A 17,085-nucleotide genomic window follows, 5' to 3' on the forward strand; every position below is an offset into this window, starting at 1 on the left:
GGTGGCTTGTGAGATGAATCGCAGACGGCATGCGGCGATTGCGAATATGCGTGCGGCGTCAGGTCGCACGCGCCTCGCATCCGCCATTTCGCGCCTTCAATCGGTACCGGTCAGATGATCGCCGACGTTCGCGCCGAACACCCGTTCGCGCAATAGCGCCAGTTGGTCGCGCGCCTGCGCCGCCTTTTCGAATTCGAGATTTTTCGCGTGTTCCATCATCTGTTTTTCGAGACGCTTCAGTTCTTTCGCCAGCTGCTTTTCCGACATGTCCTCGAACTTCGCGCGCTGTTGCTGCTCGCGCAGTTCGGTGCGCGCTTCGTCGACGTTGTAGACACCGTCGATGATGTCCTTGATGCGCTTGACCACGCCGCGCGGCACGATGCCCATCAATTCGTTGTGCGCGATCTGCTTGGCGCGCCGGCGCTCGGTTTCGTCGATGGCACGGCGCATCGAGTCGGTGATCTTGTCCGCGTACAGAATCGCTTTGCCGTTGACGTTACGCGCGGCGCGGCCGATCGTCTGGATCAGTGAACGCTCGGCACGCAGAAAACCTTCCTTGTCCGCGTCGAGAATAGCCACCAGCGATACTTCGGGAATGTCGAGGCCCTCGCGCAGCAGGTTGATGCCGACCAGCACATCGAAGGTGCCCAGACGCAGGTCGCGAATGATTTCGACCCGCTCGACCGTGTCGATGTCGCTATGCAGATAGCGCACCTTGACGCCGTGATCGGCGAGGAACTCGGTTAACTGTTCGGCCATTCGTTTGGTCAGCACGGTGACCAGCACCCGGTCGCCGGCTGTCACGCGCTCGTTGATCTCGCTGAGCACATCGTCGACCTGGCTGCGCGCCGGGCGCACTTCGATTTGCGGGTCGACAAGACCGGTGGGCCGCACGACCTGCTCGGCTACCTGCGACGCGGTGCGGTTCTCATAGTCGGCGGGCGTCGCCGACACGAACACGACCTGGCGCATCTTGCGCTCGAACTCGTTGAACTTCAGCGGCCGGTTGTCGAGCGCGGACGGCAGGCGGAAGCCGTAGTCGACCAGATTCTCCTTACGCGCGCGGTCGCCGTTGTACATGCCGTTTAGCTGGCCGATCAACACGTGCGACTCGTCCAGCAGCATCAGCGCGTCGGGCGGCAAATAGTCGACCAGCGTCGGCGGCGGCTCGCCTGGCGCCGCACCGGAAAAATGCCGCGAGTAGTTCTCGATGCCTTTGCAGAAACCAAGTTCCTGCAGCATTTCAAGGTCGAAGCGGGTGCGCTGCTCGAGCCGCTGCGCCTCGACCAGCTTGCCGCCGGCGTAGAAAAACTCAAGCCGTTCGCGCAACTCGGTCTTGATCGTCTCGACCGCGCGCATCACGGTTTCGCGCGGCGTCACATAGTGCGACGACGGGTAGACCGTGAAGCGCGGAATTTTCTGCCGTACGCGGCCGGTCAGCGGGTCGAACAGCTGTAGCGTCTCGATTTCGTCGTCGAACAACTCGACGCGCACCGCCATTTCGGCGTGCTCGGCCGGAAATATGTCGATCGTGTCGCCGCGCACGCGGAACGTGCCGCGCTGGAAATCCGCCTCGTTGCGCGAGTACTGCATCGCGATCAGCCGCGCGATCACTTCGCGCTGGCCGACCCGATCGCCCGCGCGCAACGTCAGAATCATCTGATGGTATTCAGATGGGTTGCCGATACCGTAGATTGCCGAGACGGTCGCCACGATTACCACGTCGCGCCGCTCCATCAGGCTCTTGGTGGCGGAAAGACGCATCTGCTCGATATGCTCGTTGATCGACGAGTCTTTCTCGATAAACAGGTCGCGCTGCGGCACGTACGCTTCCGGCTGGTAGTAGTCGTAGTACGACACGAAGTACTCGACCGCATTGCGCGGAAAAAACTCGCGGAACTCGGCGTACAGCTGCGCCGCCAGCGTCTTGTTCGGTGCGAAGACGATGGCCGGACGGCCGAGCCGCGCGATCGTATTCGCCATCGTGTAGGTCTTGCCGGAACCGGTCACGCCGAGCAGCGTCTGGAACGACAGGCCGTCTTCGATGCCTTCGACGAGGGTCGCAATCGCCGTCGGCTGGTCGCCGGCCGGCGGATAGGGCTGATAAAGCCTGAAGGGCGAGCCCTCGAACGAGACGAACCTGGATTCGTCGAGCGCGTCGTTGACTTCGCGCAGGTGATGTTCGGACATGGGACGGCATCCTTGGCCGGAAGCAAACGACTATTTTAGCGGGTTGTGCGACGGCGAGCGCAGCGCGCTGCCGACAGGCGGCAAGCCGATACGTGGCGTGGCTTCGTGGCTTGGTGGCTTGGTGATGCCCGCGGTTAAGCCCGCGCCTGTGCAACCCATGGCACATTTGTGTCGAAAATCGAGCGTGGATTGCTACAATGGCGCGTTGCGCTTGCCCTCGTCCGGAATGGCCGGCAGCGCGCTGAGCTGCTTACCCGCTAGCCGTCTCAGCGTCGGCCGCCGCGTGTGCCGATTGGCTGACCGGGTCGGATTCTGGTCCGTTCCGGGCGGTACTGGCCCGAGCCGGGCCGGTATCGTGACGCAAGCAAACCGCCCTGTCGCCGTCTTCCTTTTCACTACTGCCGAACCATCATGTCTCTCTTTGCCGCTGTCGAACTTGCCCCCCGCGACCCGATTCTGGGCCTGAACGAAGCCTTCAACGCCGATACCCGCCCGACCAAGGTCAACCTGGGCGTGGGCGTCTATACGAACGAGGAAGGCAAGATTCCGTTGCTGCGCGCGGTGCGCGAAGCGGAAAAGGCACGCATCGAAGCAGCGCTGCCGCGCGGCTACCTGCCAATCGAAGGTATTGCCGCTTACGACGCAGCGGTCCAGCAACTGTTGCTCGGCAACGATTCGCCGCTGATCGCCGCAGGCCGCGTGGTTACGGCGCAGGCTCTGGGCGGCACCGGCGCGCTGAAAATCGGCGCGGACTTTTTGAAGCGGCTGAATCCGGCATCGAAAGTCGCGATCAGCGATCCGAGCTGGGAAAACCATCGCGCACTGTTCGAAGGCGCAGGATTCGAAGTCTTGTCGTACCCGTATTACGACGCACAAACCAACGGCGTCAATTTCGAAGGCATGCTGGGCGCGCTGAATGGCTACGCGGCGGGTACGGTGGTCGTGCTGCACGCTTGCTGCCACAACCCCACCGGCGTCGACCTGACGACCGAACAATGGCGCCAGGTCGTCGAAGTGGTGAAGGCTCGCCAGTTGGTGCCGTTCCTCGATATCGCGTACCAGGGCTTTGGCGACGGCATCGATGCTGACGCGGCCGCGGTGCGTCTGTTCACGCAATCCGATCTGAACGTGTTCGTGTCGTCGTCGTTCTCGAAGTCGTTCTCGCTGTACGGCGAACGCGTCGGTGCGCTGTCGATCATTACGAACAGCAAGGAAGAAACCACGCGCGTGCTGTCGCAGTTGAAACGTGTGATCCGCACCAACTACTCGAACCCGCCGACGCACGGCGGCTCGGTTGTCGCGGCCGTGCTCGGTTCGCCGGAACTGCGTGCGATGTGGGAAACGGAACTGGGCGAAATGCGCGACCGGATCCGCTCGATGCGTCATGGTCTCGTTGCGCGTCTGCAGGCGGCAGGGGTGGAGCGCGACTTCAGCTTCGTCAACGCGCAGCGCGGCATGTTCTCTTACTCCGGGTTGACGGCGCCGCAAGTGGACCGTCTGCGTGAGGAGTTCGGCATCTATGCGGTGGGCACGGGGCGCATCTGCGTTGCCGCGCTGAACATGCGCAACCTGGATGCGGTTGCAAATGCGGTTGCACAGGTTTTGAAGTAAGCACGAGTACGCTGGCCGGACGGTGGGTGCTGTCCGGTTTGCAGCAAGCATGCTGTGGCATGCAGAGCGGCGGCACGATTGGATCGTGCCGCTTTTTTTATGGCTGCTTTTTTATGGCTGTTTCTTGTTGGCTGCTTCTTGCGATTTGTACTGCGTTACCGTCTTGCTTTGTCCCGCGCGCGCGCTGCGCAGTTGGCCCGTCGTTTCGGCCGTTGCCGCCACAGCCGTTGTCCAGCCGGTGCACGACCCGAAGCCTGTGTTCAACGTGCATCGCGGTGAATGTCATGCGTGACGAAACCTGAGTCGTTGTCAGGCATATCGAGCCAGCCAGGCTGGGCGAGCGAGGCACGAATGTCTTCCAGACCGCTTTGCCAGTGCTCGCGCATCGTCGACAAGCCGAACTGATAGTCCTTGTAGTGGCCTTCGTATTCCTTGTTGCGGTAAATCAGGTGGACGATGTTGTAGCGCTTGGAGCAGGACAGTTCATCGGCCAGCTTGCACCATGGGTCGTCGCGATGCTCGGGTGCGACCCGCTCCAGCACTTCGCGCAATACGTGCCTGAAGCGTTGCGTGCGCTGCATCATGTCCGTGACGAGCCGCGTGCGACTCGAGTACTGCACGTCTTTCATCCGCCCCTGCACATCGGTAATGTTATCCGGCACCGGGCCGACCGCGCTCCATAGGTCCACCTGGAACGCCAGCGTGTCGCGCCGCGGCGAAGTCTGAGCGACCTCGTAAAGCGGCGTGTTCGACATCAAGCCACCGTCCCAGTAATACTGGCCGTCGATCTCGACCGCGCCGAAGCCTGGCGGCAACGCCCCGGAAGCCATGAAATGCTCGGGCCTGAGCGTCATGTTCGGATGTGCGTTGTCGAAGTACGCGAAGTTGCCCGTGCCCACGTTGACCGCGCCGACCGATACACGTGTCTCGCCGGAGTTGATGCGATCGAAATCGCACAGCCGCTCGAGGGTTGCCTTGAGCGGGGTCGTGTCGTAGTAGCTGGCAACCTGCGGCGGACCGGACACGGCCGGCAGCGGCGGAGGAAAGCGCGGCACGAAGAAGCCCTTCTGACCGTCGACGATCGCGCCGACCGCTTGCATGGCTGTGAACGCCTTGCGCACCGTATCCGTGGAGTTGAAGAACGCCTGCTCGACGAATGGTGGCAACGGCGGCCCGAAGGCCGGCTGGCAGATCGTTTCCCAGAACTCGCGCAGCTTCGCTACCCGCTGTCCGGGCGCGTTGCCGGCGATGATCGCAGTGTTCAACGCGCCGATCGAAATGCCGGCAAGCCAGTTGGGCCGGATGCCGGCTTCGTCGAGCCCTTGATACACGCCTGCCTGATACGCACCGAGCGCACCACCGCCTTGCAGCATCAGTGCAATCGTCTCGTATTGCGGCAGATCGAAGCGGGGACTCACGGATGCCGGGGTGGCCGCGTGATTGCCGCCACCCATGCTGACACGGGCACTCGCGCCGGTGCTCAAGTCCATGCCTTGACCTGTGTCCTGATCTGCGCCCTTACCCGGACCTTCACCCTTACCCGGACCTTCACCCGCGCCGCGTCCACCAGCGCGTGCCTGCTTGACGTTACGGACGTTGCGTTGCGCCATCCGCGTTCTCCATGTTTATTGCATATACCAGCCGTGGCTCACGATGAACGACTGGCCGGTCAACGCGGCGGTGGGGAAAGCCGACAGGAACAGGACCGTTTGCGCGACGTCTTCGACGGTCGTGAACACGCCATCCACTGTGCCGCCCAGCATCACGTGCTTGACGACCTCTTCTTCGCTGATGCCGAGTTCTTTCGCCTGCTCTGGAATCTGTTTGTCGACCAGCGGCGTGCGCACGAAACCCGGACAGACAACGTGCGAGCGCACGTTGTGCTTCGCGCCTTCCTTCGCGAGCACGCGCGCCAGACCCAGCAGGGCGTGCTTGGCTGCCACATACGCGGACTTCAACGGCGACGCTTCATGCGAATGCACCGAGCCCATATAGATCACCACGCCGCCTCGATCGTCCTTGTACATGTGCTTCAACGCTGCTTTGGTGGTGAGGAACGCACCGTCGACGTGAATTGCCTGCATCTTCTTCCAGTCGGAGAAAGCATAGTTCTCGATTGGATTAACGATCTGGATGCCGGCATTTGAAATCAGGATATCCACCGAGCCCAGTTCGGCGGCAACCTTGTCGATACCCTGATTCACCGCGTCTTCGCTGGTGACGTCCATGGCCACGCCGATCGCCTTGCCGCCGGCCTTGTTGATCTCGTCGGCCACGGCGTTAGCGCCTTGCTGGTTCAGGTCGGCGATCGCAACGGCCGCGCCCGCCCCGGAAAGCGTCAACGCGATCTGCTTGCCAATACCGCTTGCCGCGCCGGTCACGACCGCGACTTTGCCTTTCAGACTCGTATTCAATGACGACATCCGGAACCTCCATGCAGTAGATGAAATGAAACCACGGCGCACAAGCGCTGTGAAGCTAGCCGAATGGCATATGCCATCCGGACGAATGTTGCGCTGCGGCTAACGTTGCTATTGTGCATGAACCCAAACACACGACGCACGAATCACGCGCGAAACGGAATCGGATTAAGCTACGCGGTTTCGAGCGGTCACACATCATCAAGGAGAATTGCATGAACTATCGTCGGCTCGGCCGTTCAGGCCTGCAAGTCAGCGAGTTGTCCATTGGCTCTTGGGTCACGTACGGCAATCAGGTAGACCGCCGCGCGGCGCGCGAGTCCCTCGCCGCAGCACGCGATGCGGGCGTCAACTTCTTCGACAATGCCGAAGTCTACGCAAGTGGCCAATCCGAAGAAATCATGGGTCACGCGCTCAAGGAACTGGCGTGGCCGCGCATCAGCTATGTGGTCTCGACCAAATTCTACTGGGGCCTCAACGAAGCGCCGAACCAATACCACACGCTGAACCGCAAATATCTGCTGAACGCCATCGACACGTCGCTCAAGCGTTTGCAGCTCGACTATGCCGATCTGGTGTTCTGCCATCGCCCGGATCCGAACACGCCGATCGAAGAAACCGTATGGGCGATGAGCGACATGATCGCGCGCGGCAAGGCGTTGTATTGGGGAACGTCGGAATGGAGCGCCGACGAGATCCGCGCGGCTTACGAAATTGCGGAGCGGCATCATCTTCACAAGCCGGTCATGGAGCAACCGCAATACAACCTGTTCTGGCGCAAGCGTGTCGAGCAGGAATACAGCCGCCTGTACGAAGACATCGGGCTCGGCCTGACCACGTGGAGTCCGTTGGCCTCGGGCCTGTTGACGGGCAAGTATCGCAACGGCGTGCCGGCCGGCAGCCGCGCCGAACTGCAAGGCTATGACTGGTTGCGCCAGGCGCTGACGGATACGGAGAAGAACAACGTCGTCGCGCAGCTTGGCCGCGTGGCCGACGAGCTCGGGTGCACGCTTGCGCAACTTGCAATCGCGTGGATCCTGCAGAATCCGAACGTGAGCACCGTGATTACCGGCGCGTCCCGCGTCGAACAGATCGGCGAGAACATGAAAGCACTCGAGGTCGCTGCGAAGATCACGCCGGAAATCAAAGAGCAGATCGAACAGATCGTTGGCGACTCGTTCAACTGATATGTACGCCTGCGTGGCACCGCGCGAGTCTGTGGTATGTAGCGATCACACAGTAGCAACGCGCATCCGGTGATAACCTCGGACCGCAACGCGGCAGCGCGTACTACAATACGCGCCCGCGTTGCCGCAACTGGCCGCGCGGCCTACCTGCGTTACCGGTCGCAACGGCCGGCACGTGCTCTCACCAGCCCCGGAGGCCACCATGCTCAGCTACCGACACGCCTTCCACGCAGGCAACCACGCCGACGTTCTCAAACATGCCGTACTGGTGCAGCTGCTGCGCTACCTCGGTCAGAAAGACAAGGCCTACTGGTACATCGATACGCATGCAGGCGCCGGCGTGTACGCGCTGCAGGAAGGCTACGCGGCGAAAACCGGCGAATCCGCCAGCGGCATTGTGAAGCTGTGGCAGCGCAAGGACCTGCCGCCGCTGCTGGCCGACTACGTGGCAGAAGTGTCTGCGGTCAATCCTGGTGGAGAGCTGCGCTACTACCCAGGCTCTCCTTATCTCGCCTGGCGGCTGATGCGCGAACAGGACCGCGTGCGTCTGTTCGAACTGCATAGCACCGAAATCGAAGTGCTGCGCCACAATTTTCGCGACGCCGGCCGGCGCGCAATGCTGTTTGAAGGTGACGGCCTCGATGGTCTGAAGACACTGCTGCCGCCGGCTCCCCGTCGCGCGCTAGTCCTGATCGACCCGTCGTATGAAGACAAACGCGACTACTCCCGCACACTGAACTGCATCGAAGAAGGCCTGAAGCGGTTTGCGACCGGTACCTACGCCGTGTGGTATCCGCAGGTCACCCGTCTGGAATCGCAACGCTTTCCCGATCAGCTGAAGCGCTTGCAGGACAAGAACTGGCTGCACGTGTCACTGACGGTCAGCGGCCCCCCGACCGACGGCTTCGGATTGTTCGGCAGCGGCATGTTCATTCTGAATCCGCCGTACACGCTGGCACCGTTGTTGAAAGAAGCCATGCCCAAACTCGTCGAGGCGTTGGGCCAGGACAAGTCGGCACAATTCAAGCTGGAATTCCGGGCAGATTAGCCGACCTGCGGGTTACGCACCACACGCGCCAGCTCGCCGGCGGAAACCTGCGCGAGCACCAGCGCAGGCAGACTCGCCCGCTTACGCCGTTTCATTTCTGCCAACACGCGCGTCGATACAGAACGCTTCGTCGATAACCTCGCACGCCCGAAACGACGCGAACCACACCGCCCCGACGAGTCGGTCTATGGCCTACTGTCGTGGCTGCGGCACAGGCCGCGGCCCGGGGCGAGGACCTGGGTTGGGAGATGGCGGCTGGCCGCCATTGGCGGGGTACTGAATATAGGGTGCCACGTAGATAGGCATCGACGAATCCGGTGCCAGTTGCTGCGGCTGAGCCGTCGGCGCAGCCTGGACGATCGGCTCCTTCGACAGCGGCGCGTTCTGCAGCACAGTACCGCTCTGGCCGTCGATGATCCCGCGTTGGGTATCGAGTATCAGCGGCTGGCCGCCACCTGATGCAGCTTGCACAGCCGACGGCGCGCAAAGCGCCGCAGCGAGCAGCATCGACGCCATGACGGCGTTTGCAAATTGAGTCGAACCGGCTGTGTACATGAACGGGCTGATCTTCGGAAAGGGACGGGACGCGTAGAAAGCGCTTTACCTTACCGCAGTGGCAACGTTCAGACTAGTGGCTGGCGAAATGGAGCGACACCAAATACGACAAAGCCCCGCTTGGCGGGGCTTTGTGTGGCGGCTGGTGAACCGGTCGAAGCGCTTTTGCGCGTGCCGCCCCGGCGCATTTACAACGAGTAGCCATTCTTTTCGAGTTCGCGGATACGTTGCTCGAGTTGGACGATGTCCGTCGACTCAGCGAGGTAAGCCTCGCGGCGGCTACGTTCTGCGGTTTCGAACCAGTGGCTCAGTTTTTCGACAACAAACACGATCATGATGCTTCTCCAAGGACCAATATGAATCCCCGGTGGATTGAACATCAGGGATTTCCCGTAAACGGGTTAACCCGCATTATAGCGCTACATCGTCGGTCCGCTAGTGAAATGCCTGAATCAGGTGCATTCCGTTTCGGAATGGAGCATCGTTTTTCGCAAAACAAATTATTGATTTCACGGCCTATTTTTTGGATAGCGGTGGGCAGTACCGCTGTGAGTCGGCAAATACGCACCGATTTAGTGCAAATCGAACACGACCGACATCAGAAATCTGGCCCTTTTATTAATTCAATCTGCGTGGCATTTGTTGGCCACCGTCTTTGCATCCACACTCGCCAGTTGCTCGATGATCGGGCAGTCGGGCCGATCATCGCCATGGCAATGGTTGGCAAGGTGTGCGAGCGTATCGCGCATTTCGGTCAATTCGGCGATACGCCGGTCGAGATCCGCCACATGCTCGAGGGCGATCGTCTTGACTTCGGCACTGGCGCGCGACCGGTCATGCCACAGCGCGAGCAGCCGACGGATATCGTCGACCAGGAAGCCGAGGCGCCTCGCCTGGCGGATAAAGCGCAGCGAATGAACCTCCTGCGCCCCATAAACGCGGTATCCGGCAGCAGTCCGCGTGGCGGCTGCAAGCAAACCAACACTTTCGTAATAGCGAATCATCTTCGCCGTGACACCCGACGCGCTAGCCGCTTCACCAATGTTCATCACGCTGCCCCTCGTTCGTTACCGTTCCGCCCGATGCTACACCTTCCCATCATAGGAAGGTCATCGTTCGAAAATAAGGACCGGCGGGCATAATCCAACCGTTGTTGCATCACTTCATTGCAAAAGGAAATCCAGATGACTATCCAGTTCAACGTAGAAGGCATGAGCTGCCAGCATTGCGTATCGGCCGTAACCAATGCGATCCACGAGCGCGACGCCGCCGCGCACGTCCAGGTCGATCTCGCAGCGGGCAAGGTTTCAGTCGACTCGACGGCAACCGTCGACGCACTCAAGGACGCGATCGACGACGCTGGCTATACGGTCCTTGCCGTTGCGAATCAATGATGGCAGCGCGCGCTAGCTTCAAGGTCGCGCTGATCGGCGCGTCCGGCTTGCTCGGGCGCGCCATCGCCGGCTGCCTTGCGCGCGAGGCAGGCTGGCAAGTCGTGCAGACGGCCTTCAATCATGCGCGCCCGGATCAGACCGTGCTCGACGTGCGCGACGCGCAGGCGGTGGACCGCTTTATCAATCAGCATGCGCCCGACGCGATCGTGATCGCCGCGGCCGAGCGTCGGCCGGATGTCTGCGAAAACGATCCGGCGCTCGCGCAGGCGCTGAACGTCGACGCGGTGCGCACGCTCGCGGGGGCGGCGCGCCGGCATGGTGCGTGGGTGCTGTCGATTTCAACCGACTATGTGTTCGACGGCACCCGGCCGCCCTATCTGCATGACGCCGCGCCGTCGCCGCTCAACGCGTATGGCCGCAGCAAGCTGGAAGGCGAACACGCGTTGTTCGATACGACAGATTTCGGCTGTGTGCTGCGCTTGCCGCTGCTATACGGGCCGATCGTCAGTTGGCAGGAATCGGCCGTGACGAGCCTGGTTCCGGCGATTGCGGCGTCGGCGCACTCCGCTGCCGCGGAATCGAAACCGGCCGTGATGGATGCCTGGGCGATTCGTTACCCGACCTTCACGCCCGACGTAGCGTTTGTGATTGCGCAGATGCTCGAGCGGCATCGCCAGGGAAAAGCAGTGTGCGGCATCGCGCAATGGTCTGGCGACGAGCCGATGACGAAGTACCAGATCGCGCAGCGGATCGCCGACGCGCTGCGGCTCGATGCGCAGTTGACGCCGCAGCATACGCCGACCGATGCAACGCCGCGCCCGCATAACTGCCATCTGGATTCGGCTGTGCTGGAGGCACTAGGCATTGGGCGCCGTACGCCGTTCAACGTAGGAATCGGGCAGGTACTGGCAGAGTTTCCGTGGCGAGGAGCCGTGTCGTAAACAAGCGTTCGGCGTCAGCAAAAATTCCGGCTAGTCGATTGCAGCCCACCCAGCAGATGCGACATATCGACCAGCCGATGCGCAACGAGGTGTCGTACTTCGCCCTGACTTTGCCACACGCCGTACACCGCCAGCAGCGATGCACCCAGCAGTTCCTTGCGCTGCTGCTGAACCAGCTTCGGCCACACGATCACGTTGACGTTGCCGGTCTCGTCCTCGATCGTCACGAAGATCACGCCTTTCGCGGTGCCCGGCTGCTGGCGCACTGTGACGATACCGCAGGCGCGCGCGAGGCGCCCATTGCGGTAAGCATTCAACGTCGCAGCAGGCATTAACCGCTCGGCCAGCAGTTGCGGCCGCAACAACTGGAGCGGATGACGCCCCAACGTCAGCCCTGCCGACCGGTAATCCGCGACGATGTCCTGCGCTTCCGACGGCGCGCCCAGTCGCGGCGTCTCGTCGGTCACCGCGGTGCCCGCCAGCATATCCTTGTCGGGCACCGCCGCGACCGACTGCCACAACGCTTCGCGGCGATTGCCGGCGAGCGCCGCGAGCGCGTTCGCGTCGGCCAGCACATGCAGGTCGCGACGATCGAGTTGTGCCCGATACGCCAGATCCTGCACGCTGGCGAACGGCCGGTCTTTACGCGCCATCCCGATGCGCTCCGCCGCGCCGTCTTTCATGCCGCGCAGCAGCGAGAGCCCGAGACGCACCGCAGGGCGCACCGCATCAGCGATCTTTTCGAGCGACGAATCCCAGTCGCTTATCGTGACGTCGACCGGCAACACCTCGACGCCATGCCGCTTCGCGTCCTGCACCAGCTGCGACGGCGAGTAAAAACCCATCGGCTGGCTGTTGAGCAGCGCGGCCAGGAACGCCTCGGGTTCATGGCACTTCAGCCAGCTGCTGGTGTAGACGAGCAACGCGAAACTGGCAGCATGACTCTCAGGAAAACCGTACTCGCCGAAGCCTTTGATCTGTTCGAAAATCGCGTCGGCGAAACCCTGCTCGTAACCGCGCTCCAGCATGCCGCTGACGATGCGGTCGTAGTATTTCTGCAGGTTGCCTTTGCGCTTCCATGCGGCCATCGCACGACGTAGTTCGTCGGCTTCGCCCGGGGTGAAGCCGGCCGCGATCATCGCGACCTGCATCACCTGCTCCTGGAAAATCGGCACGCCAAGCGTGCGCTCCAACGCGACCTTTAAATCTTCGTTGGGGTAAGTCGTCGGCTCGACTTTCTGGCGCCGTCGCAAATACGGGTGCACCGCCCCACCTTGAATCGGCCCGGGCCGCACGATCGCGACCTCGATGACGAGGTCGTAGAACTTCTCCGGTCTTAACCTCGGCAGCATGCTCATCTGTGCGCGCGATTCGATCTGGAACACGCCGATCGTGTCGGCGCGCGAGATCATCTGGTAAGTCTGCGGGTCTTCCACTGGAATCGACTGCATCTCGAAGTGCTCGCCGCGCCGCTGCGCCACCAGATCCAGCGCACGACGAATCACCGATAACATGCCCAGTGCCAGCACATCGACCTTCAGCAAGCCGAGCGATTCGAGATCGTCCTTGTCCCACTGGATGACCGAGCGCTCCGCCATCGCTGCATTCTCGACCGGCACGAGCCGCGTCAGCTTGCCGCGGCTGATCACGAAACCTCCCGAATGCTGCGACAGATGCCGCGGAAAATTGAGCAGCTGCGACGCCAGCATCGCCCACATCTGGATCAGCGGCGTTTCCGGGTTGAGCCCCACCTCCTCGAAACGCGCCAGCAAGTCGCTGCTCGAATCGAACCAGTGATGCGACTTCGCCACCTTGTCGACGATCTGCGGATCGATGCCCAGCGCCTTGCCGGTTTCCCGCAACGCGCCGCGCGGCCGGTAAGTGGACACCGCAGCGGCAATCGCCGCGCGATCGCGACCGTACTTTCCGTAGATGTACTGGATCACCTCTTCGCGCCGCTGATGCTCGAAATCGACGTCGATATCGGGCGGCTCGCCGCGTTCTTTGGAGATGAAGCGTTCGAACAGCATGCTGTCTTTGACATGCTCCGGGCCGATTTCGGTGATCCTGAGGCAATAGCAAACCAGCGAATTGGCTGCGGAGCCCCGCCCCTGACACAGGATGTGACGGCTACGCGCGTAGCTGACGATGTCATAGACGGTCAGAAAAAACGGCTCGTATTCCAGCTCTTCGATCAGCTTCAGCTCGCGTTCGAGCTGTTGCCGGTTTTTATTGGTAAGGCCCGTGGGAAAGCGCTCTTGCGCGCCTTTATAGGTTTCCTGCCGCAAATAAGTGGTCGGCGTGAAGCCTTGGGGAATGATCTCGTCGGGATACTCGTACCTGAGATCATCCAGCGAAAACTTGCAACGCCCCAGCAAGCTGATCGTCTCGCGCAACGTGTGCTCGGGATAAAGCTTGGCGAGCCGCACCCGCGCGCGCAAATGCTGCTCCGCATTCGGCGCAAGATCGTAGCCGCACTCGTGAACCGGCTTGCCGACGCGAATCGCCGTCAGGGTGTCCTGTAGCGGTTTGCGCGAACGTATGTGCATCACGACGTTGCCGAGCGCGACAACCGGTACCTGCAGACTGTCCGCGACATACTCGAGCGCGCCGCGATGAATATCGTCCATCGCGCGCTGATGCAGCACGAGGCCCGCCCATGCGCGTCCGGGGAAGGTCTCGTCGAGCCATTTGATCTGCGCCTCGAGCGCTTCCTCCTTCGCGGGGAACGGCGGCACCAGGATCGCGAGACAGTCGGGCATGCCGCGCAGATGCGCGTTGTTGCGATCGGGCCGCGACAAGTCATGTGGCGTCAGACGGTATTCGCCTTTCGGCGCGCGTTTGCGCGCAAGCGTGATCAACTCGCACAGGTTGCCGTAACCGTCACGATTCTGCGCCAGCAGGATCAGGCCGAAGGCTGGTGAACCGTCGGCGTTGCGCAGCTGAAAATATGAACCGATGACGAGCGGGAAGCCCTTTTCCTTCGCTGCAACGTGCGCACGCACGATGCCGGCGAGCGAACATTCGTCGGTGATAGCGAGGCCTGCGTAGCCCAGCTCCAGCGCGCGCTGGACCAACTCATCCGCATGCGACGCGCCGTGCAGGAACGTGAAATTGGAAAAACAGAACAGCTCGGCGTACGCCGGCAATCCGAACGACATCGTGGACGCTTCGACGAGCGACGACGCGTCGGGTAGCGCAGGGATGGGCGGCTTGGAGGATGGATCCATGGTCGTTGTGCTGTACCGTTTGTGCTCCGTTTGAGCTCCGTTTGTGCCGGATCAGCCAAACAGGCCGTGCAGAAACCAGCGCGGCTCCTCTTCGCCCACCACGCGGCTGCTGACGCGCTCGAGATAGACCCAGTAACAGCTGCGGTCTTCGGCCTGCATCACGTAGTAGTCGCGTGTGACGAAGTCGTTGTCGAACCAGCCTGCTTCGATGCGCTCGGCCCGCGATACCTTGCGCAACGGCGAGCCGTAAAACGGCCGATTCTGGCGCATCAGCAGACGCAGCGGCGTTTCCAGCAGCCACGTCGGGCGCGGCAAGCCTTGCGGCAGCGCCGTCTTCTTCTCCACATCGCCGACTGGCACCCAGCGGTTCGCCATCTCTGGACGGTAATCGCCGGTCGGCGCAGCACGCAGTACGTTTTCGGCACCGAGCCGCGCAATCAGCAATTCGAGCAGACGCGCGTGATCCTCCGGCGTGCCGCCCGGTTCCGGGAACAGCGCGTCCGACGCCGGTTCGGCCACGTCGACGCGCGTCGCGTCGAGCCGCAGCACAATAGCGGGTGCAGGAAATTCTGCGCGATGCAGACGCTCCTTTAAAAGTCGCATCAGATGCTCTTCGCGCCATGTCGGTTCGCCGAGCGCGATTTCGATCACGGTCGGCGCAATCGCCTGCCGGCCTCTCTCATGTTCGAAAGTCAACGTGATCGAGGCTACAGCGAGTTGCTTTGCGCACAGCCAGCCGCATAGTTGCGCGATCAACCGGTGCGCGGCAAATATTGCGCCGTCCGCATGCTCGAGTCGATCGGGTAACTCGACACGCGCAGCAAAGGTAGGGGGTAGTGCAAGCCAATCGAACAGTTCCGGCGCCATACCGAAAGCGCGGTCCAGGGAATCCAGCAGATGCTCGCCGCAACGGCGTTGCAAACCCGCGCGGGGCAACTGGCGCACATCTGCGATCGTTTCGCAGCCGAGCCCGGTGAACCAGTCAGCGAACGGACGGATTTCCGGCACGATGTGCATCGGCAACGGTGCCAGCGCACGTTCAAGCGAGGCGATTTTCAGCACCCTTCGATTACCGTGCTGAGCCAGCAACCATGCGCCCTGCGCGGTTGGCGCAACGCTGATGCGTGCGGTCAGGCCGAAGGTGTCGAGTAGCGCTTTTGCCTGCCGGCATAGCGACAGCACCCCGCCGAAAAGCTGCAGACTCCCACCGACTTCCACGATGACCGTGGCCCCGTCGAGCAGCGCGACATCCGGTGAAAATTTCATCAACGCGATGCCGACTTCACGTTGCGCGGTGGCTTCGCGTACAAGGTCGCGCTCGTACAAGCGTGTCTGCGGCGAAAGTGTATGCACACCCGCGCGCTTCATGCCAAAACGCACGCCGACTGCGCGCGCCGCCTTATCGACGACCACTACCGCGCCCTTCTCCAGTACTGCGTTGCCGTACCCCATTGCAGATGAGTCGTCATGCGGCCACTTCGGCTGGAACACTTCGAGTGACAACTTCGGCAAGTGGACGGCGAGCAAGACGCGCATGACGGGAATACAGAACGGGTGTGGGTTGCAGGGAAATCGACAGCGGCTCGGTGCGTATGGGGCCTCGTCGCTTCACAATCTCGACTGTCAGGCCTTCCGCCGCGGGTCTTAGCGCCAGCCGTAACGAGGCCGGCGATGAATCTTGGATCGCGACGAGCGGCCGGACCATGATGAACAGCGTGTCGGACGATTGCGCGGCCAGATGAAGACGCCGCAACGATGATGCTTTCGCATGCTCTGCCCACAGCAGCACTGCAGCGCAGCTGCCGGCACGTAGGATCTGTTCGGCTGCCCATAGAGCGTCGGTAATTTTCGGCGCCTTGATCTGCAACAGCCGATCGAGCGACAGGCCAATGTGATCGAAGCCAGGTCCATCCGGGATATGCGGCGGCCGGACCAGTGCTATAGGCCGTGTGCTCAGCACATTCAGTGTGGGACCAAGAAGCCGCATTTCGCCGACACCCGGTTGCTCGACCAGTAAATCGATCAGTTCACCTAGCGGCCAGCCGTGGCCCGGCAACTCCGTGGACAAGACCGCATAGCCGGTGTCGACCGTCTTCCCGCGCCCGTGCGCAAGCTGCGAGGCTCGCCAGAGCGCTGGATGGATATCCTCGGCAGGGACAGCGGCGGTCGACATCGATCGTAGGAAAAACCTGTATGTTTATACAGTATCCTACACGTAATTCAGGGGGCTGGACCTGGCACTTGTTAAGGTGCGATGGGGAATTGACTGAGGAAAAAATATGGAAATATGACTTTAAGCAGAAAGGCTTATTCGAAATGTTTACTCATTCGAGATAAGTCATCGCCCATTTTCGACTTGCGATATGCCAGTTAATAGAACCGGATATTGAAATAAATTTTCGAGTCGTAAACGCACAAACCCCGCCATTTATGGGGCGGGGTTTGTGGTGCTGCATAAGGAGCCTGACGATTACCTACTTTCACACGGGCAATCCGCACTATCATCGGC

14 protein-coding genes are annotated in these 17,085 nt (G+C 61.6%); 5 read left to right on the top strand and 9 right to left on the bottom strand.

Annotation, left to right across the window (positions count from 1 at the left end; genetic code table 11):
* Window positions 1-96 precede the first annotated feature (96 nt).
* Complete coding sequence (uvrB, locus tag ACYVNQ_RS06585; RefSeq protein ID WP_460901626.1) at window positions 97-2,190, bottom strand: excinuclease ABC subunit UvrB; 2,094 nt, start codon at window positions 2,188-2,190, stop codon at window positions 97-99.
* Between the two features lie 411 nt (window positions 2,191-2,601).
* Here uvrB and ACYVNQ_RS06590 point away from each other — a divergent pair, with 411 nt between their 5' ends.
* Window positions 2,602-3,801: an amino acid aminotransferase gene (locus ACYVNQ_RS06590; RefSeq protein ID WP_460901628.1), complete on the top strand. Its 1,200-nt coding sequence runs from the start codon at window positions 2,602-2,604 to the stop codon at window positions 3,799-3,801.
* Between the two features lie 260 nt (window positions 3,802-4,061).
* Here ACYVNQ_RS06590 and ACYVNQ_RS06595 read toward each other — a convergent pair whose 3' ends face one another.
* Both ACYVNQ_RS06595 and ACYVNQ_RS06600 read right to left on the bottom strand, forming a co-directional pair.
* Window positions 4,062-5,255, bottom strand: a complete 1,194-nt coding sequence (locus ACYVNQ_RS06595) for a DUF3734 domain-containing protein (RefSeq protein WP_460901665.1) — start codon at window positions 5,253-5,255, stop codon at window positions 4,062-4,064.
* 171 nt (window positions 5,256-5,426) lie between these two features.
* Window positions 5,427-6,224 (bottom strand): 3-hydroxybutyrate dehydrogenase, encoded by a 798-nt coding sequence (locus ACYVNQ_RS06600; RefSeq protein WP_460901630.1) that lies wholly within the window; start codon window positions 6,222-6,224, stop codon window positions 5,427-5,429.
* A gap of 212 nt (window positions 6,225-6,436) precedes the next feature.
* Here ACYVNQ_RS06600 and ACYVNQ_RS06605 point away from each other — a divergent pair, with 212 nt between their 5' ends.
* Both ACYVNQ_RS06605 and ACYVNQ_RS06610 read left to right on the top strand, forming a co-directional pair.
* Window positions 6,437-7,408: a potassium channel beta subunit family protein gene (locus ACYVNQ_RS06605; protein WP_460901633.1), complete on the top strand. Its 972-nt coding sequence runs from the start codon at window positions 6,437-6,439 to the stop codon at window positions 7,406-7,408.
* Window positions 7,409-7,610: 202 nt separating this feature from the next.
* The gene (locus ACYVNQ_RS06610; protein ID WP_460901667.1) at window positions 7,611-8,456 is read left to right on the top strand and encodes a 23S rRNA (adenine(2030)-N(6))-methyltransferase RlmJ; all 846 of its coding nucleotides are present in this window, start codon (window positions 7,611-7,613) and stop codon (window positions 8,454-8,456) included.
* Between the two features lie 192 nt (window positions 8,457-8,648).
* Here the strand turns inward: ACYVNQ_RS06610 and ACYVNQ_RS06615 are convergent, their stop codons facing one another.
* From ACYVNQ_RS06615 to cueR, 3 genes are all read right to left on the bottom strand, one after another.
* A complete protein-coding gene (locus ACYVNQ_RS06615) occupies window positions 8,649-8,972 on the bottom strand; it encodes a hypothetical protein (RefSeq protein ID WP_460901634.1) in 324 nt (107 codons plus the stop codon).
* Window positions 8,973-9,199: 227 nt separating this feature from the next.
* On the bottom strand, window positions 9,200-9,346 hold the full coding sequence (locus ACYVNQ_RS06620) for a DUF3563 family protein (protein WP_460901636.1): 147 nt from the start codon (window positions 9,344-9,346) through the stop codon (window positions 9,200-9,202).
* 288 nt (window positions 9,347-9,634) lie between these two features.
* On the bottom strand, window positions 9,635-10,060 hold the full coding sequence (cueR, locus tag ACYVNQ_RS06625; protein WP_460901669.1) for a Cu(I)-responsive transcriptional regulator: 426 nt from the start codon (window positions 10,058-10,060) through the stop codon (window positions 9,635-9,637).
* A 135-nt stretch (window positions 10,061-10,195) separates the two neighbouring features.
* On the opposite strand from cueR, the gene ACYVNQ_RS06630 reads away from it, so the two are divergent.
* Together ACYVNQ_RS06630 and ACYVNQ_RS06635 are read left to right on the top strand one after the other, a co-directional pair.
* Window positions 10,196-10,405, top strand: coding sequence for a cation transporter (locus ACYVNQ_RS06630; RefSeq protein ID WP_460901638.1), 210 nt, complete (start codon window positions 10,196-10,198; stop codon window positions 10,403-10,405).
* Complete coding sequence (locus tag ACYVNQ_RS06635; protein ID WP_460901640.1) at window positions 10,405-11,346, top strand: dTDP-4-dehydrorhamnose reductase family protein; 942 nt, start codon at window positions 10,405-10,407, stop codon at window positions 11,344-11,346. Before ACYVNQ_RS06630 ends, ACYVNQ_RS06635 begins: the two co-directional genes overlap by 1 nt.
* Window positions 11,347-11,360: 14 nt before the next feature.
* Here ACYVNQ_RS06635 and ACYVNQ_RS06640 read toward each other — a convergent pair whose 3' ends face one another.
* The 3 genes from ACYVNQ_RS06640 to imuA form a co-directional block, all read right to left on the bottom strand.
* The gene (locus ACYVNQ_RS06640) at window positions 11,361-14,507 is read right to left on the bottom strand and encodes an error-prone DNA polymerase (protein WP_460901671.1); all 3,147 of its coding nucleotides are present in this window, start codon (window positions 14,505-14,507) and stop codon (window positions 11,361-11,363) included.
* 120 nt (window positions 14,508-14,627) lie between these two features.
* Window positions 14,628-16,112 (bottom strand): Y-family DNA polymerase, encoded by a 1,485-nt coding sequence (locus ACYVNQ_RS06645; RefSeq protein ID WP_460901642.1) that lies wholly within the window; start codon window positions 16,110-16,112, stop codon window positions 14,628-14,630.
* Window positions 16,042-16,749: a translesion DNA synthesis-associated protein ImuA gene (gene imuA / locus ACYVNQ_RS06650; RefSeq protein ID WP_460901644.1), complete on the bottom strand. Its 708-nt coding sequence runs from the start codon at window positions 16,747-16,749 to the stop codon at window positions 16,042-16,044. The genes ACYVNQ_RS06645 and imuA overlap by 71 nt, the downstream gene beginning before the upstream one ends.
* Between the last annotated feature and the right edge of the window lie 336 nt (window positions 16,750-17,085).

The sequence above is a fragment of the Paraburkholderia jirisanensis genome (assembly GCF_054782355.1).